Origin of the sequence: Geovibrio ferrireducens, assembly GCF_026226615.1 — a bacterium.
GTDB classification, from domain to species: domain Bacteria; phylum Chrysiogenota; class Deferribacteres; order Deferribacterales; family Geovibrionaceae; genus Geovibrio; species Geovibrio ferrireducens.
The window spans coordinates 169,665-189,805 of the sequence record NZ_JAJAPB010000005.1 but is presented as its reverse complement, the minus strand read 5'-3'; the positions used below and the strand labels follow the sequence as shown (position 1 = coordinate 189,805).

At 46.2% G+C, this 20,141-nt stretch carries 18 protein-coding genes; 12 read left to right on the top strand and 6 right to left on the bottom strand.

What is annotated here, in order from left to right:
* Positions 1-118: 118 nt before the first annotated feature.
* The 4 genes from OSQ85_RS07505 (at position 119) to msrA (ending at position 5,750) form a co-directional block, all read left to right on the top strand.
* Positions 119-1,783 carry an ammonia-forming cytochrome c nitrite reductase subunit c552 gene (locus OSQ85_RS07505; protein ID WP_265822230.1) on the top strand — a complete coding sequence of 555 codons (1,665 nt, stop codon included), beginning with the start codon at positions 119-121 and terminating at the stop codon, positions 1,781-1,783.
* A 172-nt stretch (positions 1,784-1,955) separates the two neighbouring features.
* The gene (gene resB, locus OSQ85_RS07500; protein ID WP_265822229.1) at positions 1,956-3,341 is read left to right on the top strand and encodes a cytochrome c biogenesis protein ResB; all 1,386 of its coding nucleotides are present in this window, start codon (positions 1,956-1,958) and stop codon (positions 3,339-3,341) included.
* Complete coding sequence (ccsB, locus tag OSQ85_RS07495) at positions 3,341-4,417, top strand: c-type cytochrome biogenesis protein CcsB (protein ID WP_265822228.1); 1,077 nt, start codon at positions 3,341-3,343, stop codon at positions 4,415-4,417. Before resB ends, ccsB begins: the two co-directional genes overlap by 1 nt.
* A 274-nt stretch (positions 4,418-4,691) precedes the next feature.
* Positions 4,692-5,750 carry a peptide-methionine (S)-S-oxide reductase MsrA gene (gene msrA / locus OSQ85_RS07490; RefSeq protein WP_265822227.1) on the top strand — a complete coding sequence of 353 codons (1,059 nt, stop codon included), beginning with the start codon at positions 4,692-4,694 and terminating at the stop codon, positions 5,748-5,750.
* A 3-nt stretch (positions 5,751-5,753) separates the two neighbouring features.
* Here the strand turns inward: msrA and OSQ85_RS07485 are convergent, their stop codons facing one another.
* A complete protein-coding gene (locus tag OSQ85_RS07485) occupies positions 5,754-6,197 on the bottom strand; it encodes a GNAT family N-acetyltransferase (protein WP_265822226.1) in 444 nt (147 codons plus the stop codon).
* A 73-nt stretch (positions 6,198-6,270) separates the two neighbouring features.
* On the opposite strand from OSQ85_RS07485, the gene OSQ85_RS07480 reads away from it, so the two are divergent.
* Both OSQ85_RS07480 and OSQ85_RS07475 read left to right on the top strand, forming a co-directional pair.
* A complete protein-coding gene (locus OSQ85_RS07480; RefSeq protein WP_265822225.1) occupies positions 6,271-6,669 on the top strand; it encodes a tautomerase family protein in 399 nt (132 codons plus the stop codon).
* A 36-nt stretch (positions 6,670-6,705) separates the two neighbouring features.
* Complete coding sequence (locus OSQ85_RS07475) at positions 6,706-7,425, top strand: M48 family metallopeptidase (protein WP_265822224.1); 720 nt, start codon at positions 6,706-6,708, stop codon at positions 7,423-7,425.
* Here OSQ85_RS07475 and OSQ85_RS07470 read toward each other — a convergent pair whose 3' ends face one another.
* The gene (locus OSQ85_RS07470) at positions 7,426-8,526 is read right to left on the bottom strand and encodes a GGDEF domain-containing protein (RefSeq protein WP_265822223.1); all 1,101 of its coding nucleotides are present in this window, start codon (positions 8,524-8,526) and stop codon (positions 7,426-7,428) included. It lies immediately after the preceding gene.
* A 136-nt stretch (positions 8,527-8,662) separates the two neighbouring features.
* On the opposite strand from OSQ85_RS07470, the gene OSQ85_RS07465 reads away from it, so the two are divergent.
* Positions 8,663-10,030: an MATE family efflux transporter gene (locus tag OSQ85_RS07465; RefSeq protein WP_265822222.1), complete on the top strand. Its 1,368-nt coding sequence runs from the start codon at positions 8,663-8,665 to the stop codon at positions 10,028-10,030.
* 145 nt (positions 10,031-10,175) lie between these two features.
* On the top strand, positions 10,176-11,096 hold the full coding sequence (locus OSQ85_RS07460) for a two-component system response regulator (RefSeq protein WP_265822221.1): 921 nt from the start codon (positions 10,176-10,178) through the stop codon (positions 11,094-11,096).
* Between the two features lie 13 nt (positions 11,097-11,109).
* Here the strand turns inward: OSQ85_RS07460 and OSQ85_RS07455 are convergent, their stop codons facing one another.
* Entirely contained in the window at positions 11,110-11,316 is a 207-nt protein-coding gene (locus OSQ85_RS07455; RefSeq protein WP_265822220.1) for a hypothetical protein, read from the bottom strand.
* A 150-nt stretch (positions 11,317-11,466) separates the two neighbouring features.
* On the opposite strand from OSQ85_RS07455, the gene OSQ85_RS07450 reads away from it, so the two are divergent.
* Complete coding sequence (locus tag OSQ85_RS07450) at positions 11,467-11,814, top strand: endonuclease domain-containing protein (protein ID WP_265822219.1); 348 nt, start codon at positions 11,467-11,469, stop codon at positions 11,812-11,814.
* Between the two features lie 925 nt (positions 11,815-12,739).
* The gene (locus OSQ85_RS07445) at positions 12,740-15,187 is read left to right on the top strand and encodes a multiheme c-type cytochrome (protein WP_265822218.1); all 2,448 of its coding nucleotides are present in this window, start codon (positions 12,740-12,742) and stop codon (positions 15,185-15,187) included.
* Between the two features lie 548 nt (positions 15,188-15,735).
* Here OSQ85_RS07445 and OSQ85_RS07440 read toward each other — a convergent pair.
* Together OSQ85_RS07440 and OSQ85_RS07435 are read right to left on the bottom strand one after the other, a co-directional pair.
* Positions 15,736-16,161, bottom strand: a complete 426-nt coding sequence (locus OSQ85_RS07440) for a bacteriohemerythrin (RefSeq protein WP_265822217.1) — start codon at positions 16,159-16,161, stop codon at positions 15,736-15,738.
* A 42-nt stretch (positions 16,162-16,203) separates the two neighbouring features.
* A complete protein-coding gene (locus OSQ85_RS07435; RefSeq protein ID WP_265822216.1) occupies positions 16,204-17,154 on the bottom strand; it encodes a M23 family metallopeptidase in 951 nt (316 codons plus the stop codon).
* Positions 17,155-17,271: 117 nt separating this feature from the next.
* Here OSQ85_RS07435 and OSQ85_RS07430 point away from each other — a divergent pair, with 117 nt between their 5' ends.
* Positions 17,272-17,877, top strand: coding sequence for a peptidylprolyl isomerase (locus tag OSQ85_RS07430; protein WP_322874093.1), 606 nt, complete (start codon positions 17,272-17,274; stop codon positions 17,875-17,877).
* A gap of 390 nt (positions 17,878-18,267) precedes the next feature.
* On the top strand, positions 18,268-18,678 hold the full coding sequence (locus OSQ85_RS07425; RefSeq protein ID WP_265822215.1) for a Fur family transcriptional regulator: 411 nt from the start codon (positions 18,268-18,270) through the stop codon (positions 18,676-18,678).
* A 177-nt stretch (positions 18,679-18,855) separates the two neighbouring features.
* On the opposite strand, the gene OSQ85_RS07420 is transcribed toward OSQ85_RS07425, so the two are convergent.
* Positions 18,856-20,106 carry an HD-GYP domain-containing protein gene (locus OSQ85_RS07420; protein ID WP_265822214.1) on the bottom strand — a complete coding sequence of 417 codons (1,251 nt, stop codon included), beginning with the start codon at positions 20,104-20,106 and terminating at the stop codon, positions 18,856-18,858.
* Positions 20,107-20,141: the final 35 nt, after the last annotated feature.

Genomic DNA, 20,141 nt, shown 5'->3' with positions numbered 1-20,141 from the left:
GTTCCATACATCTCTTCACATTCTTTACATCCCTTTCAGAACCTTAACGCCTCATTTACGAATTTGCAGGTATAGTTGGACAACGCATAAACATTTGTTAATTCTTCAGGAGGTTTACATGTTTAAAAAGTGCGCTTTTATTTTCAGCGTTCTCGCAGGACTCATGCTTCTCGTTTCAGCTCAGTCCGCGGAAGCGGCTCAGAAAGCTGCTGTTAAGAAAGTTGATCCCAAAACCTGTTATGAGTGCCATGACGTGGTTCAGGGACTTCACCAGTCAGGAAAACACAAAGGTGTTAACTGTATAAGCTGCCATGGCGGTCTTGACGAGCACCTGAAAGATTCTTCCAAACGCCCCGAAGTATTTACTTCATGGGATGCCTGCGGAGCATGCCACAAGGAACAGCACGGAAGTTTCCTTAAAGTAAACAAACACAGACCCGCAAGAGATGAAAAATCACAGCTCACTAACAGAGCGCCCAACCCCTTCTGGGATAAGCTTATGGCTGGCCACGGCTTCACAAAGGAACATGCTCTTACAAGAAGCCACGGCTACATGCTCCTTGATCAGGTAATAGTTGACAGGGCAGCAGGCGGCAGATTCCAGCCCAAAAACGGATGGATGTATGTTAACGAGAAACCCGGCAAAATCTGGGACACAATTGTTGACGCTGATCCTTCCACAAGCGACCAGAAAGTGTTCATGAGACAGACCGCCACAGCGGTTAACCCCGTTTGCTTCCAGTGTAAAACTCAGGACCACATACTTGACTGGGCTTACCTCGGCGACCCTACTGTAGGCGCGCCCTTCTCCAGAAAAAGCAAACCTGTTGAAATGATCCAGACTAAGAAAATTCAGCACGGTCTTAACTGCTACACATGCCACGATCCTCACGCTGCTAAACCCAGAATCGTGAGAGATGCTCTTATTCAGGCTCTTACAAGACCCGAAGCGGACACTCTGTGGCATAAAGACCCCAACAGAACCAAATTCGAAGTTATCGATATGGGTATGAGAGGCTACACAAGAAAAATAGCTATCCTTGAAAAATACGATGCTACTCTTCAGTGCGGCCAGTGCCACGTTGAATATAACTGCAACCCCGGAACAGACCCCAAAACCGGACAGGCTGTGGGCTTTGATGACCCCAGAACAAACCACTTCCCGTTCAAAGACGCGCTTCAGCTCTATGATCACTATGTTAACCAGATCTCCTTCATAGACTTCAAGCATGCGCTTACTGGCGGCGGACTCTGGAAAGGCCAGCACCCCGAAGCTGAAACCCACTACAACTCAAAACACGCTAAAGCGGGCGTAAGCTGCGACGGATGCCACACTCCGAAGATGGTTGATAAAAAGACAGGCAAAAAATACACATCTCACTTTGCTGTGACACCCAGAGAGCACATTAAAGAATCATGCCTCTCAGGCGGCTGCCACACAGGCTGGACAGAGAAAGATGCTATTTACTCCATCGACTCTGTAAAAGCCTACACCAAAGGCAAAATGAGAAAAGCCGAAGTTGCGCTTTCAAACCTTATCGACAAAATACTTGAAGGCAAAGATAAAGGCCTCAGCGAGGAAGTTATCAAAAAAGCGCAGGATCAGCACCTGAAAGCCCACATCCTCTGGGAATACTGGACTGCTGAAAACTCTGACGGCTTCCACAACCCCGAAATGGCGAGAGAATCTCTCACCAAATCCATTGACGAGTCAATGGCGGGTATAAAAGTAATCAACGATGCAATAGCCGAAATGAAAAAAGCACAGGCTGCTGCGAAGTAATTTAAACAATAAGAATACACTCTGAGTCGGGGGCTTAATGCCCCCGATTCTTTTTTACAAAAAAATACTGTCTGAATCTGTCTAAAGGGTTTATATATATTACGGGATTTCTCGAAACATGACTAAGATTCGGGAATGCTGTAATTTATTTTTGAAAGCAGGAATTTTAATTATGATGAAAAAAATATTCAAGGCCGCAGGCTCTCTGAGGTTTGCTCTCGTTCTTTTCGCGGTTATAATTTTCGTATCCTCCGTGGGTACTTTCATTAAACAGCACGCACCGGCCGAAGAAACAACAGAAAGGCTCAGCTCTGTTTTCGGCGAGGCTGCACCGACGGTTTACAATTTTCTGGATAAAACAGGTTTCACCGACCTTTACCATACATACTGGTTTAACTCCATCCTGCTGCTTCTGGCGCTGAATCTTATTTTTTGTTCCGTGGATAAGTTTCCGGCAACATGGAGGAAGCTTACCGGGAAAATCAGCACGGATAAGGATGCCTTCTCTGCCTATTTTGTTGAGGAAAAAGAGTTTAATACATCTTCCGAAAATGTGGCAAAGGCCTTTGAGTCCGTTTTCTCACGCTGGAGAAAAACCGGGAGTGAAGATGTTCTCGCTGCGGAAAAAGGCAGATACGGCAAATCCGGTGCATTTATAACGCACCTCGGACTCGTTATACTCATTGCGGGCGGCTTCATAGGCGGAATTTTCGGCTACAACGGCAATATAGCCATACTCGAAGGTAAGCTGGAACATATTGTCACTGCCGGTAAGGATAAGGAGATTGAGCTTCCTTTCAGTGTTTATCTCGAAAATTTTGAATCTGAGTTCTATGAAAACTCTCCCAAGCAGAGTTCCTTCCGCTCCAAAATACACTTCATAAAAGACAACGTAACAACAGACGCAGTGGTCTCAGTGAACAGCCCGGTTAAGTTTGACGGTGTAACATTTTATCAGTCAAGCTACGGCGTGTTCCCCAACAGGGACGTTATATTTAAATTCACGGTCGATTCCCTCATCTCCGGTGTCAGTTCCGAATATTCAATGGGGATCGGACAGGAGTTTGAAATACCCGATCTCAAGCTTAAGGTCATGCTGAATGACTTTGCGCCCGCTCTTGGTAAGGACAGTGAAGGAAATCTTATCAACTTCAGCACCCAGCTTGTGAACCCCGCCCTGAACTTTGTGTTCACCAATCAGGAGGGGGAATCCGCAAGTGAATGGATACTTATGAAAGATCCCGCATCCGGGGATTTTACTAATATGCACATAACCTTTAATGATGTTTGGGGCGCTGAATACACTGTTCTTTCTGCGCGCATAGATCCGGGTCTGCCTGTGATTTATCTCGGTTTCATAATTATTTCCATCGGGGTGATGACAGCCTTCTACACATCACACAGAAGGGTGTGGATTGTAACCAAGCCGGGCGGGAGAAATATCTCCGTGCGCCTTTTTTACCATAAAGACAAGGGCAAAGTAACAGCCCAGAGGGAAGCGGAAAAGCTGTTCCGTGGGCTTTCGGCTGAAATTGAAAAAAGCAGGGGGGAAAAATAATGAGCTCATCGCCTCTTTTCGCGGCGGCAGGTCTCGGCTACCTGCTTGCAATGGTCATTTACATAGCCTATTTCGTTACAGGAAGAGATATAGTCGGCAGAGTTGCCTCATCTGTTGCGGTTGTGAGCTTCGCATGCCACACAGGCGCTTTTGCTATCCGCTGGTTTGCCTTCTCGCAGATGTATAATCTGGGCTTTTTCCAGTCCATACCCATCACTAACCTTTATGAATCGCTGGTGTTTTTTGCGTGGTGTCTTATCCTCGGCAATATTCTGGTGGAATCTTATTATAAGATCAGAGCCTTCGGCGCTCTGGCAGCCATGCTTGCCGGAATGGCGATAGCCTTCATAGACACCACAGGGATGTCAAAAGACATTCAGCCGATTCTCCCGGCACTTAAAAGCAACTGGCTTCTGGCGCATGCTTCACTCAGCTTTGTGGCTTATGCCGCGTTTGCGGTTTCGTTCATAGCCGCAGTGCTTCACCTCGCCCTGAGCGATAAAAGGAAAAGCTCCGGTGTTTATCTTTTCTGGACAGGTACGCTCTCGCTGTTTATTTTCACAATGGGCGGCATGTTGGCAGATATGATCCTTAAAGCTTCCTCCGGTGACAGGGAGGGGATGTCAAAGCCTTTTTCTGACCTTTTCAGAAGGGCGGACGGCTCTGATATAGCTATAATAATAGTGGGTTTTATAACTGTATGGCTCTTTCTGTGGTATTTCGGTAATTTTATCGCAGGTCTCGCCGAAAAGCTTGGTCTCACGCAGGATCTGCTTGAGGAACTCACATACAAGGCTATCTCGGTGGGTTTTCCGGTTTTCACTGTGGGCGGGCTGATATTCGGTGCGATATGGGCGGACAAGGCATGGGGGCATTACTGGTCATGGGACCCGAAGGAAACATGGTCGCTCATCACATGGCTTATATATGCTTTTTACCTCCACGGCAGATACATGCGCGGCTGGCAGGGTCGCAAGGTGACAGTCATCGCCGTTATAGGGTTCCTCAGCACGATTTTTACATATGTCGGCGTGAACCTTCTGCTCAGCGGTCTGCATTCCTACGGCACATTCTGATCTGATGATTTCAGCGTCATTCTGAGGCTTTAACCGGAGAATCCCGAACCTGCGGATATATTGTTTGCAGCAGTTTGAGATCCTCCACCCGCGTTCAGGATGACGCATAACACCGTTCTTGGAACTGTTTGCGTCATCGCGAACCCTGAAATGATGTTGTTGCTGTAAACAAGCCTGCTGAGGTGTTTCGCCTCAGTCTGAACTTCTTTCCCCTTTCCCTTTCATTACTCCACAGGTCATCATATATTTATTCTTACCCCTGTGCGGAGGTTTTATGAAAAAGCTGCTTTTTATTCCGGCGTTACTGTTTTTGCTTATGACAGGTGAATCTATGAGTGCAGAAAAATACGAAACCGCTACATTTGCGGGCGGCTGCTTCTGGTGTATGGAGCCGCCTTTTGAGAAGCTGGAAGGTGTGAAGGATGTTATAGCCGGCTACACCGGAGGCAAGGTTGAAAACCCCACCTATGAGGACGTGAGCGCAGGCTTTACCGGGCATTATGAAGCCGTGCAGATAACCTTTGATCCTGCCGTGATAACTTATAAAGAACTGCTGGAGGTTTTCTGGCGGAATATTGACCCTGTGGACAGGGGCGGACAGTTTGCCGATAAAGGCACTCAGTACCGGACAGCAGTATTTTACCACAGCCCCGAACAGCGGGATGCGGCAGAGATTTCAAAGCGGGCTCTGGCGAACTCCGGCAAGTTCAAGCAGCCCATAGCAACAAATATTCTGCCCGCTGTAAAGTTTTACAAGGCTGAGGAGTACCATCAGGACTACTATAAGAAGAATGCGAATCACTATAACAGATACAAAGTCGGCTCCGGCAGAGCGGGCTTCATCGAGAAAACCTGGGGGAATGAAAAATCTCAGGTTCCTAAGAAAGACTGGCGGGGTTTTAAAAAACCGTCTGACGCTGAGCTGAAAAACAAACTCTCGCCTATGCAGTACAAAGTGACTCAGCATGAGGGTACTGAAAGAGCATTCACAGGGGAAACATGGGACAACAAGCGGGATGGGATATACGTGGATGTAGTCTCAGGCGAGCCTCTTTTCTCGTCCCTTGATAAATACGATTCCGGCACAGGCTGGCCGAGCTTTACCAAGCCTCTTATGCGGGAGAATATCGTAACCCGTGTGGACACGAAGCTTTTTCAGTCCAGAACAGAGGTGCGCAGCAAATACGGTGATTCCCACCTCGGCCATGTGTTTGAGGACGGCCCGGCTCCGACAGGTATGAGGTACTGCATGAACTCGGCGGCTATGCGCTTCATCCCGAAGGAAGACCTTGAGAAGGAAGGCTACGGCGAGTTTCTTAAGCTTTTCGAGTGAACTTCACAGAACAAGGCGCATGGGGAGCATGGGTGATATGCTGAATCCGTGGCGTTCGTAAAACCTCTGCGCCTTTTCGTTTACTGTGTCGGTAAGCAGGGTTATGCGCAGGCAGCCCTGCTTTTTTGCATGCTCCACGGCGGCTTTAAGCAGTCTGCCGCCTGTTCCGCCGTTTCTGTGCTCAGGAGAAATAACCATATCCTCAAGCACAGCGACTTTGCCGCCCAGAGCGGTGCTCACTGTGTAAAGCAGATTCACCATCCCCGCTGCCTGCCCGTTTTCCCGCATTATCAGTATATCCCCGGTGCGCGGGTCGTCTATAATCAGCCTCAGGCCCTTTTCCTGAGCTTTTGTATCCGGTGAAAATTCAGCTTCCTGCTCAAAAAGATAAGCCAGCAGACGGCATAAGTCCGGTATATCTTTTGTTTCCGCTCTGACAATTTCCATAACTTTTCCTGCCTCATTTAAACTGGCGTATGCGGTATTTGATTATATAATTAATACTATAAAGGAGGCGTATATGCCACACTTACAGTTCGAGATTAACAGGAAAATAAGCGACGATGAGAAAAAAGCTCTCGCCGAGAGGGTTAAGGAGCTTTTTTCACTGGTTATGGACACGGGCACAGACCACATAGGCATAAGCATCCGCGAGTATGACACCTACAACCTGTTCATAGGCAGGGTGAGAAACAACAAAGAGGGCGTTGCTCTGGTTAATGCCGACATAAGGGAAGGGCGCACCATTCAGCAGAGGCGCAAGCTTGCCTTGGGGTTTATGGAGATTATCAACAGCCTGTTCTTCATTCCGTTCGATAATATGTATGTTACATTTACTGAGCATAAGGGAGAGGATTTTCACCTGAACGAGCGTTATCTCGCCTCTTGGCATCAGGGTGAGGACCCGCTTAATGAATGATTGTAATCTGTTTCGTGCGGGGTTATTATCCGCTCCATGAAGGATGAGATAAAACAGGCCGTGCTTGTCTGCGGGCGCGAGGTTTCCTACCGCCACACAGTGAAGGCGGGGCTTAAGAATATATACATATCCGTGGATGCGGACGGTGTGATAGCCGTCAGGGCTCCCGCTGTGCCGGAGAAAACCATTCTCTCCGTAATCGAAAAAAAGGCGGAGTGGATCTTCCGCCGCATGTCTGTAAAGCGTGAAAGGCTGGATGCCGTGCGGTTTGATGACGGATGCCCCGTGCCTTTATTCGGTGCGGAGTACCCGCTTGAAATAATCCGTAACCCGCTGGCCGGACTGGGCAGGGCGGAGGTTTATCTCGCAGGCGGCAGTATAAAGGCGGAGATAAATCCGTATCTCTTTAAAGAAGAATACTTTTTTAAAGCTCTTGAAGTTTTCCGGAAACGAAAAGCCGAAGAGGTTATAACCCCTGTGCTTGAAAGGCGCGCATCTGAAATGGGGCTTCTGTACCGCAAAGTCACTTTCCGCAAAACGGGCAGCCGCTGGGGAAGCTGCTCGTCTCTGGGGCACATATCCCTTAATTACGAACTGACCAAGCTCCCGCCGGAATGTGCTGACTATGTTTGCGTCCATGAGCTTGCCCATCTGGTGCACCCCAACCACGGTATAAGCTTCTGGGCTCTGGTTGCGGAATATGTTCCTGATTATAAGAGAATAAGGCAGTTTATGAAAAACTGCGTCATCGGCTGATCATCTACCGGAATCATAAAAAGCAGTGCGGTTGCGTCCGTTTGCCTTTGCTGTGAACATGGCTTCCCGCGCCTTATGGAACACCTCCGCCGCGCTCTGCACACCCTCCGGGCAGACAAGGGCAACTCCTGCGCTCAGTGTGACAGCAGCGTCCGATTTGCGGGTTTTCCATATGCTGTTCTCCATATTAACCCTTAAGCGTTCAGCGAGATTTTTTGCCGTCTCCTCGGTTTCATCAGCCAGAAATACCGAAAACTCGCCGCCTCCGGTTCTGGCAATCAGATCAGCCGGGCCAACCAGACTTCTGAGCCTGTGGGCTGCGGTGCGGAGTATCATATCTCCTGTTTCCTGACCGTATGCATTATTTATTTTCTCAAATCCGTCAATATCGCAGACAATTATGAAGCTGTCATTCTCCGCGGGCTTTCCCTGAAGCAGTGCATCTGCCTTTTCCAGAAAAGCGCCGAGACCGATGAGCCCTGTCAGAGTGTCCTTTCCGCTCCCGTTTCCGGCAGTTGTCACGGAGTGCGCAGCGCTCGCGCCCGCCTGTCCCCTGCGCATATGAAGAAAGTAGCTCCTGCGCATGTATGAGGATATGACGTAAAAAAGAGCTCCGGCAGGTATTAACAGTGCCGCAGCCGCAATGCCTGTGCCCGTGATCAATTTCACGGCAAAAAACGGGAGCAGGGTGATGTAAACCAATGTCTTCAAAGGAATCTCAATCAGCAGGAACGGAATAATCAGGCCTGCGTAAACAGCCGGATGCATTTCGCCTGTGTAGAGTGCATTAACCAGAAAGAATACGAAAAAGATGAAAACTGCTGTTCCCGCAAGGATGTTCATTCTTGAAGGTTTTCCGGGCAGCCTGAGCACACATGAGGCGGATAAAGCAGCAGAAACCGCCCCCGCAAGGCGCATTTCCTGCGCCTGAGCAGACACGGCGAAAAAGGAATACATAACTGCGTACAGCGCAAAAAGAAGACGCACCTTCATCGCCGATGTTTTTGCCTTCTCCCTGCGGAAAAGGGCTTCAAGCCGTCTGTTTTTGAAGCCGCCCGCAAGCCTTATGCGGTCTGCCACTGCCTTTTGTTCCTTTGTCATGCATGTGTTCCCGTATTTTTTTTATATAATCGTAAATTACGCCGAAAAGCTTAGCTCTTCGCCGGGGGTTCTTTCCCCTTGCTGAAAAGTATTTTCAGAGTTATATTTTTTGTTCTTCATTATTTCGGAGTAATTTGTGAGCAGTAACGTCAGGTTCGCCGAGGGCGGCGTAAGAGAGATGATTTACATAGCGTTTCCCATGCTTGTTTCCAACGCATGCGAAACGGTGATGGTGTTTACCGACAGGCTTTTCCTTTCCCGTCTGGGCTCGGTGCAGATGAGTGCGGCTATGGGCGGCGGCATGAGCAGCTTCATGCTCACTGTCTTCTTCATAGGGCTCATAGGCTACTCCACGGCGATGATAGCGCAGTTTTACGGCGCGGGCAAAAAGGAAATGTGCGGTATTTCCGCATTTCAGGGGATGATAATCTCTGTTCTGGCTTACCCGGTTATACTCCTCTCCCGCCCGCTTATACATTATATGTTCACCAAGACAGGGATAGACGAAATGCAGCTTTACTACCAGCGGCAATATTTTGATATTCTGATTTTCGGTTCCGTTTTCTTCCTCATAAGGCACTCTTTAAGCTGCTTCTTCTCAGGCATAGGGAAAACAGGTATAGTCATGTTCTCTTCCATATTGGCCATGTTCGTGAATGTCGGTGCAAGCTGGGTGCTGATTTTCGGCCGCTTCGGTCTGCCTGAGATGGGGATGAGGGGCGCTGCCATCGGCACTATAATAGGCAGCATATCCGGCATACTTGTTCTGGTTTTTGCTTATCTGAGAAAAACTAATGTGGATGCATACGGCATAAAGGGCTCTTTTCGTTTTGACAGGGCTCTCAGCCTTAAGCTGCTCAGGTTCGGCACACCCGCGGGGATAGAGTTTCTGCTGGGCTTCACGGCATTTACGTTTATAGTGCTTATTTTCCACGCTCAGGGGCTCTCCACTGCGACAGCGGCTACCATAATGTTCAACTGGGATCATGTTGCGTATGTGCCGCTTATAGGTGTTGAAATAGGCGTAACCAGCCTTGTGGGGCGCTATATCGGCGCGGGCAGACATGACATAGTGCATAAAACCGTAATCTCAGGCCTCAAACTCGGCGTGATCTACTCTGTTATTGTGGCTCTGCTTTTTATCTTTTTCCCTTATCAGCTTACGGATTTTTTCCGGCCGGATTCGCCTGACCCTGCTTTCGAGGCGGCAGTGCCTCTTACTGTATATATGCTGAGGCTGGCTTCGATATATGTTCTTGTAACCGCACAGATGGTTGTTTTCATGGGCGCTCTCAGGGGCGCGGGGGACACCTTCTGGGCTATGCTGATTTCCGTGGGTACAAACTGGTCTATCATGGTTATCACATATATTATTATGAACACGCTGAATTTTTCCGCAGAAGTAGGCTGGACATCCGTTGTTCTGCTTTTTCTGCTGTTTCCCGTTTTTCTTTACGCCCGTTACAAAAGCGGCAGATGGAAGGATATTCAGCCTGTCACCTGAATTTTTCTTTGGCACATTCCGTAAATAATGTATATATAAAGCTGTAGACGCGGATTTTTTATGAAGCCTCCCCGACCCGCCTTTTAAAAGGAGAGGGGATTTCAGTTTTCAGCGTAAGCTCCACACAATAACCACGGGAATGCCGATGAAAAACAGGATTCTTTTTGTTGATGATGATAAATTTATTCTGGACACATTCCGCCGCACGTTCAGGGATCTGGACATTACTCTGTGCGATTCGCCTATCAAAGCCCTTGAAATGATGCGGGAAGAGGCTTTTGACGTGGTGGTTTCTGATTATAAAATGCCCAAAATGGACGGTGTTGAGTTCATACGGCGGGCTGCCGAAACCAACCCTAACAGCGTGAGGATCATGCTCACGGGAAACGCCGATCTGGATATAGCCGTCAGAGCGGTTAATGAGGGTTCGGTTTTCAAATTTCTCCAGAAACCATGCGACAGAAATATCCTCCGGAAAACAGTGGAACAGGCCATGGAAAAGTTCAACAGCGAGAAAGAGCTGAGGGACGCTTCCGAGGAAAACTATTACAAAGCCACCCACGACAGCCTCACCGGACTTGCCAACCGCTTTATGCTTCAGGAAAAAGCCGGAGACTACATAGACAACTGGAACAGGTATCAGAAGCGCTTCGCCCTTTTTTACATGGATCTGGATAAATTCAAGCCTATTAATGACACTTACGGTCACCACATCGGGGATGAGGTGCTGAAAGAGGTCGCCGCCAGACTGCTGAAAACTGTGCGCGCAACGGACACCGTAGCCCGGCTCGGCGGTGATGAGTTTGTTATCCTCGCCGAAAACGTTAAGACGGAAGAAGAGGCAGGAGCACTGGCCAAAAAGATAATAACGGCAGTCACATGTCCTATATATACAAATAATGACCTCGCACTGGAGGTTGGGATCAGTATAGGGATAAGCATATATCCCGAACATGCGGAACAATATAAACTGCTTCTGGAAGAGGCAGATGCCTGCGTCTATAAATCCAAGGAAAAAGGCGGTTCTGCCTTCACTGTCGGCGGATGCAGGCAGGAGCCGCAATAACTTTCTCCTTTTATCAAAATGGGATTGAGTTGGATTTTGCAGTCGATGCGTTTTTGAAATCCTCCCCCGCCCTCCTTTGCAAAAGGAGGGAGTTCTTCTTTGGCTGCAATAGCCTCCCCCTTTGATAAAGGGGGACTGAGGGGGATTTTCTAACCGATGAGTTGCTGAAATCCTCCCTCGCCCTCCTTTGCAAAAGGAGGGGGTTCTTCTTTGACTGCAACAACTTCCCCCTTTATTAAAGGGGGACTGAGGGGGATTTCCTAACCGATGCGCTTTTGAAATCCTTCCCCGCCCTCCTTTGCAAAAGGAGGGAGTTCTTCTTTGACTGCAATAGCCTCCCCCTTTATTAAAGGGGGACTGAGGGGGATTTATGATCAGATACAATAAAAAGCTTAAATCTTTCTCCAGAGCACTCAGGAAGAACATGACCGATGCTGAGTTGCTGATTTGGTCAAAAATCAGAAGAAAACAAATAAAGGGACTGCAGTTTTACAGGCAGAAAGTCATCGAAAATTATATTCTTGATTTTTATTGTCCTGCCTCTAAGTTGGTTATAGAAATTGATGGCGGGCAGCATTTCAGTGAAGAAGCAATTCATAAAGATAATGAAAGAGACAGATTTTTGCTGAGGCACGGGTTCAAAGTGCTGAGATTCAGCAACACAGAAGTTTTGACTAATATTGACGGAGTTGTTCAGGCAATTTATGAACATTGTTGAGATTCTCTTTTGCTGCAATATCTTCCCCCTTTATCAAAGGGGGATAGAGGGGGATTTGTAACCGATGTCTTAGGTAAATCCTCCCCCGCCCTCCTTTGCCAAAGGAGGGGGTTCTTCTTTGACAGCAATAGCTTCCCCCTTTATCAAAGGGGGACTGAGGGGGATTTTGATTTTTGCTGTTTATGTCATTGCGAACCCTGATAAGGTGAAGCAATCTCTATGTATATATACCGGAGACTGCCGCATCGCTTTACTCCTCGCAGTGACGCTATCTCCAACTTCTTCACCTCAGAAATCTCTCAGTCATTTCAAAAAAATCATTCCGGTAAGCCATAGGTAAAATTTTATAGCAAAACAAAAAACATTGTCTCCCTGTGGCGGAATATTAGTTTTCAGGCAATTCCTAGCGGTTTAATATGTCTTATTTATCAATAGTCACTGGAAAATTATTATTAGGCTAAAATAAACCAATGTTAATTTATTTTCTTAATAATTTTTACATTGGCATTACCTAAAAAAGTTCGTTTCGATATTTCACGATAAATAGGATGGTTAAGTATTTCTAAACACCTAGTCATCTTCTGGGTAATTATGCAAATATTGCGAAATTTCTATACATATGGAATGATAAGATTTTACGCTGATTTAGTAGTAACTAATAAGTTTCGATGATGACTAAAATATGAAAAAAAACAGGCGGTAAAGCGAATGTAAATTTTATTAGCGCAAAGAGTTAAGTTCATTTTGACAAATCATTTTTTTTTGATATACTTCGATAACGTGAATAATATCGTACAGATATGTAGTTTATTAATTGAGTCTGTAAAACTTAAACACTGTTTGACTAGGGCGTTATAGCCCTTAATCCCTGAAACAGGCATTAAGGGCTTAGAATAAGGGGCATAAAATTAAAGGAGGAAAGTTTATGTCAAAAAGACTTTTATTGCTTGTAATGGCAACATTACTTTGCATGTTCGTCGCTGTCGGCTGCGGCTCAGACGGTTCCGACGGAAAAGCTGGACAGGATGTTGACCCGGGTACGGTCACTGCTCTTCAGCAGCAGATTGATGCTCTTCTGGCTCAGATTGAGGCTCTTGAGGAGTCTGGTTCTGCTTCAACAGAGGAAATTCAGGCTTTACTTGCGCAAATTGCAGAGCTTGAGGCTCAGCGTGATGCTGAGATCGGAGTTGGTGCAACTATCGCTCTTCGTAAAGAGGTTATCGAATCTAACAATGATTTATCTGCTACTCTGAGTGGTGGAAACATTGAAATTACCTTCTCTTTCAAGGACGCAAAAGGCAATCCTTTTAAAGGGTATAAGAATTTCAACACAGTATATTTCCACTATCTTGATGCTCAGAATCAGGTAGTGCGTGCGAGAATCCAGTCTTCGAGCACCGCCACTGCTCTTCCTAATGCTTTTACTCAGCCTACAGACGGTAATTATAAAATTACTTTCCCTGCAAATGGCGGGAGTACCACTGGAAGTACTCTGACAGATATTCAGAAACTTGCAGAACTTCTTGCACTTCCTGAAGTTGATCGCGATATACGTATTCTTGTAACATTTGTTAATGATAATACTGACTTGGCTGATACAACTGGTTGGTACAGGTATTATGCTAATGTTCAGAAGGACTACGGAACAGCTCCCAGAGATCTTTTTTCAAAAGCGGCATGTGCAAGCTGCCACGGTGAAAAAATATTCAACAGAGGCAATAATTCTGCTATAAATGCTTCTCATGAAACAAGAAAATCCACATATGGTTATCATTATGCAGCTTCAAACGGTGAAAATTGTACAGTTTGCCACTCTTATGCATCAAAGGAGGCTGCTAACCCCAATAAAGGTGGAAATCTTGTAGCATATGTTCACGGTGTGCATGTTTCAACTCATGACGAACCTGTGCAGGTTAAATCGGGTGTTTATTATGCCATTGGTTACCCCAATAATATGCAGGATTGTGTAGTATGCCATGATAGTCCTGCAAGGGTTGCTGAAGTCACTCAGCAGAAATATTTCAACTATTACACATGTATGTCCTGCCACCAGAGTTGGGACTCATGGGATCTTGTTGGAACTCAGGTTACTGATGTAAGCTTCCATGAAGATTACACTGGAGCAACAAGTGAATTGGCTTGCGTTAGCTGCCACAATGGCGGGCTTGCACCCACTTTTGCTCAGTTCCACGGCGGTTATGACCTCAGTACAAAATACGCATCAGATTTTACTTACAAAATCTATAGCATAACTGTAAATGGTGCAGGGGATTTTGCTGATGTTGTTTGGGGAGTTGAGGATGCTGATGGTGATAATTACAACCTTATAAATAACGATCTTGATGCAGGTCCTACATTTGGCAACCTTACAATGTGGGTCGGTTATGGAAAAGGCGATGATTGGACTAACATTGGCATGACTAGTGCTCAGCCATCAACAACTAACAGACTTTCAGCGGCTGCGGGTGCACTTACAACTAACGGAACAAACGTTTACAATGCTATGACAAATAGAATGACAACCACTGTTCCTGTTGCTGCTGGTGCTGGTGAAACGAGAGGTGCGATTGTTATTCATAACAGACCTTCACTTAAAGTAGGTGACGTAACGCTTACTGGGTACACTGGACCTCTGGTTAGCGGTATTGCCGTTCCTTTTGATGTTGCTGCCAATGGTACTGAACTTGCACTTCGTCGCTCAATAGTTGATGATGCAAAATGTATTGCATGCCATGGCAGTAATTCCGGTTTCCACGGCACAAGCGGACGTGTTATCGGTACACAAATGTGTGTTGTTTGCCACAACCCCGGTGCAACAGAGAAAAACAGAAGAGCGAGTTACTATGGCGTTAATGCATCAACTGCTCTTGATGGCAAAGATGAGGAAAGCTACGATCTCAAAAACATGCTTCATAGGATTCACTCTGCTGGTGCAACAGATAAACCTTATATCCTGTACAGACAGCAAGGAACATCGATCTGGGCATTCTTCGGAAAAATCCTGCCCGCAGGCTGGGGAGTGAACCCTGTTGGAACCAATGCTATCACTGCGAACTTCAATGATGTTCAGATTTACTATCCGCAAGATCTTACAAATTGTGAAGCTTGCCATAACCCCGGAACATACAGTGATGCAGGTGTTGGTGCTGTTCCTGTTACTCTTGGACAGGGTGCAAGTTTGACTGTTGATTCTGACGATACAATAGTTGGACCGGCTAAAGCTGCTTGCGCTAGCTGCCACACAGGAGATCTTCTTAAATCTGGAAATGATGCTAGTCTTAAAGCACATTTTAACTTTGTGACTTCAAAATCACAGACTGGTGGAGAAGGTTGTGCAACTTGCCATAACGGCAGTTACGCTCCCGGCCATTAACAGTTTCTAACTTCAAAACTAAAAAGCGGAGCTTCGGCTCCGCTTTTTTTTTGCTCCCAAGGAGGGAGCCCGCCGTGCGCAGCGAAGCCGAACGTGTTCGGCGTGAGCGTGTACATCAAACTGACAGGATGTGCAGTTTGATGTTGTCAAGTCGGAGCTTCGGCTCCGCTTTTTTTTTGCTCCGAACTAGTCATGCTGAACGGAGTGAAGCATCTCTGCCGTGATCATTGATTTGATGTTATCAGATAAGAGACTCTTCGCCTGAGGCTCAGAGTGACGGAAAAAAAGCAGGATTATGTAAACGATGTCTCAGGTAAATCCTCCCCCGCCCTCCTTTACGAAAGGAGGGTGCTTTTACTCTTATTCGCAATAGCTTCCCCCTTTGCAAAGGGGGACCAGAGGGGGATTTGAAATAGTTGATTAAAGACTGCCGGCATGAACACAAGAGCAGGATGTACGGTTTTTAACTGTCAGGATAGAGATCGCTTCACTTTGTTCACAATGACAGTAGCTTACGTCACAGCGAGGAGCAAAGCGGCGTGGCAGTCTCAAATCTGAGATTGGTGTGCTCTGTTATAGGCTTTTATATAGGAGGCAAGACGTTTGTCGAAATCATTTATATGCGCCACATACCAAATCTGGCAAAGTTTTGCCAGTTTCTCATGGAGTTCGTCAGAGGCGCCGTTTTCTATAAGCTCTTTGTATATCTCCACAAGTTTTTCAGTGAGCTCTCTGTGGGATTTTCTGTGTTCCTTCTGCCTTGTATATTCTATCTGGGTCATTATATCGTCTTCGGTTTTGAAATGGGTTTTAACGTATTCCACCAGATAGTTAAGTGTTTCAATCAGTTCCTGCGGGCGCGGGTTGCGTTCCGCGCACTCGAAATACCTGTTCATTCTGCTGAACAGTTCTTTATGCTGTGAATCCAGAAGCTCGTTATTGGTTTGTATATAGCTTGTCCATTCTATCCGCATTTCACAACCTCTTAGTCAACATAATGTTATAAGAGGGGAAAATCAATTGTAATCGTTTTTAACATATTTTGCGTTAAGCTCTTTCTGCGTGGGTTTCGATGTATTGAACATGAAGTTCAGGGGGTTCACCGGAATGCCGTTTATAAGGACTTCATAATGAACATGGGGCCCGGTGCTGTGCCCTGTTGAACCGACAAGAGCTATACGCTCGCCACGCTGTACAAAATCACCCTCGCGCACTGTGAGCCTGCTGTTGTGGCCGTATCGTGTTACAAAGCCGTACCCGTGGTCTATTGTGACAAGATAACCGTAACCCTGCTTATAGCCGGAGAAGATAACTATACCCTTAGCCGATGCCCGCACGGGTGAACCGAACGGCGCCGCTATGTCGAGCCCTTCATGGAAGACAAGCCTTCCGGTAAACGGAGAGAAACGGAAATCAAATTTGCTGGAGATCCACCCTTCAACCGGAGAGCCCGACGGAGTAGACTGAAAGAGAAATTCCTGCTCTTCTATGTAGTTAGCAAGTCCGGTGATGCTTATTATCCTTGAGTCAAGCTCCCGGCGGAGAAACTTTGTCATAGGGTTAAGGGCATCGGTCTGATAAATATCTTCCGCAAGCTGATAGGGCTGTGCACTTTCCGTTCCGCCTTCCGGCTGGGGATCGGAGACCTGCAAACCTGCCAGTGATGCCGTACCCAGAAGCCTGTTCTGGGTTGAGTCAAGGATAGAGGACTTGTCCTCAAGCTCCGCTATCACAGGTTCATACTGCTTAATTTGCTTGGTCAAACGTTTGTTCTCATCCTTCCAATGCAAAAAATGAGCCCTGTCCACAGCGAAATCAAAAAGAACGGTAAAAACCGCCACAGAAGAAATCAGAAAAACAACAGTTGCCGCTAATGCCAGCCTGAAGCCGGTCACAGAGAAAGAAAAACTTTTTACAGAATCAGTACTGTCCGACCCGAAAATAACAATAGTCCTTTTAGTTCCCACAAATCACCTTCCGGTGTAATCACTTATTAAATAATCGTCACATTTGCAGAAAATATTAGAATTCCTGAAAGATACAAGCTATTATTTGCATCTCAATAAAAAAAAGACGGAGTTCCTATGCTGCGTAAACTTATTTTTCTTCTGGCTGCTGTTCTGGTTTTCGGTTGCAGCACACAGAAAGAAGCGGACAAAACTGAAGAGGTTGAGATGAAAAACACAAAAGTATTATTCAGTACAAACTTGGGAGATTTTGAGGTTGAGCTTTTCGACAAGGAATCGCCAGAAACGGTCAAAAACTTCCTTGGATATGTAAAGTCAGGATTTTATGAAGGAACAGTCTTCCACAGAGTTATTCCCGGATTCATGGCACAGGGCGGCGGTTTCACTGAAAATCTTGAGCAGAAGGAAGGAAATGCCCCAATCAAAAATGAGGCATCAAACGGAATCAAAAACGAGAGAGGAACAATAGCAATGGCAAGAACGAATGATCCTCACTCTGCCACATCACAGTTTTTTATAAACTATGTGGATAACTATTTTCTGGATTATGCCGCAGAAACTCCGCAGGGCTGGGGCTATGCCGTATTCGGCAAAGTCACGAAAGGTATGGAGATCGTAGACGCTATGGCGGATGTACCCACAGGGAGCGGCGGCTTTTTCAGAAGCGATGTTCCTCAGACTTCCATAGTGATAAAAAAGATAAAAGTAATTAAGAAAAAATAAAACACTGGGGCTCCCTTCTCCGCGGAGGGAGCTTTTTAACCACTTAATGCACTCAAACTTTTTTGTTCTGTAAGTTTCTATTAGTTCATAATTTTTATTAAATGATTCCCGTTCTCTAGACATTTCTGTGGACAAATTTATGAGCATAATATAATAAAAGATAGTGGTATAGTTATCAGTTGATATTCTTTCTTTTCGGAGAATATCAAAATGTATCTATAAAGTGTTTCTCTACAGATATTTACAGGCTGCTGTCTCTGATGTATTTTAAAAAAGCATTGCCTGATGTCAATTAATTATTATTTTTAGTTGAAATATATTTGTATTTGAAGACATAATTGGTTTGAATTAAAACCGTGTACTGCTGACTTAAAGTAAAAGGAGCTTTATATGAATTTTGAAGAATCGCTCAGGTCGAAAAACCTTAAGGTTACACCTCAGAGGATGCTTCTGCTCAGCGAGATCAGAGGTAAAGGGCATGTCTGCATTGACGAGCTGCACAGGCTTGTTAAGGCTGTTTCCCCTTCCGTTTCTCTGGCAACAATATATAAAAATGTTAACCTCCTTGTGGAGGAAGGTCTGCTTAAGGAGATCCCGATTGAGGGCGCAAAACCGGTTTATGAGATAAACATAGGCGACCATGTTCACTATGTCTGCTCAAAATGCGGCTATGTGGAAGACCTGGAAACGGATTCATACGAGCTTAAAAAATTCTTCTATGAAAAATACGGAAAATATGTGGACTCTGTGGGTGTCATGATAAAAGGCACATGCAGAAGCTGCTCAGGAATGAACTCTTAAAATAAAGAAGGGAACCTTGCGGTTCCCTGTCTTTTCGGGAGGTTGTTTTCTGCTTCTCGTTAATGATATGAACGCCGCACCGAAGAATAGTTCATAAAAAGTCCGTAATTTAAATTCTGCCAGATAAGGCGGACTCCTCTGGCATATACCAGCGGGTGAGTCTGCTGTATTATCCCTTTACTTTCCGCTGAAAAGATATTTTTCCAGTACGCTGAAAATATCAGTAGTTATCTGATCCGGCGTGAGTGTTTCTTTTATGACTTTTACAGGTTGCCCTGTGACGATATTTTTGGCATTGAGATCAAGGGGAAACGGCTCCCTCTCATTTCCGTCCTCATCAATAATCACAAGTATTTTCGGCTTTGTGGAGCTCCCTCTGGAAACTTCATAAACTATTCCGACCTCTCCGGATTCCAGCCGCAGGACAGTACCCACGGGATAAACCCCCAGAAGACTAACGAAGAATTTTACCAGAGTTTCGTTGAAATGTCTGCCGGACCAGCCGAAAATCAGCTTGATTGCCTGCACGGGGGAGCGCCCCTTGCTGTATGGCCGGTCTGAGGTTATTGTATCGTATGTATCTGCTATGGCGACTATTTTAGCATTTTTTGTTATCTGGCGCTCAAGCAGACCTTCGGGGTAGCCTGTGCCGTTAGCCTTTTCATGATGCTGGAGGACAGCCTGAAGAACGGCCTCGTTCAGCCCGCCGCACTGTTTAAGCATCTGAAAGCCGCGTTCGGAGTGACTTTTCAGTGTTTCAAACTCAGTTTCCGAGAGCTTGCCGGAATCCTTATAAACATACTCCGGCAGCATAAGCATGCCAACATCATGGAGCAGACCTGCCAGACCGAGATTTTCCAGTTCGTATGTCGGCAGTCCCAGCCTCCTGCCAAGGGCTATTGAGAGAATGCTTACGTTTATGGCGTGGTTGACTTCACATTCCAGTGCTTCCTTTACAAGAAGCATGTTCATAAAAACTTCATTTTTATAAAGACATGTGCTGACAAACTCGTCCGTTACGGAGCGTGCAATATCCAGATCAGGCAACGCGCCTGAGGTTATTTTATCGAAAATTGATTTTACATTGCTCTGAGCCCGCTGACGGATCTTTTTTGCAAAAATGAGGTTATTGCCGGGTGAGAACACTCCCGGACGCATGTTTTCGTCATCCTCCGGCTCAGCTTCCGCTTTTCTGCACGGGGGGCGCATGTTATCCTTCCGCGCTAGGCCGAAGCTGTCCAAAAGGGAGATCGCGGGTTCGTCCTCAGCGTCAGCCAGATAGACGTAGCCAACTCCCTGATCTCTCAAATCCTGAATAAAATCCAGATCCGTAATTACCTGCCCGTAATGTGGAAAGTGGACTCCCTGCTTGTCCAGCCGCGAAATGACCATTCCCGGCTGGATTTCTGATAAAGGAATTCTCTTCACTTAATCACCTGATGTAAACGCTCCCTTCTGCTTTT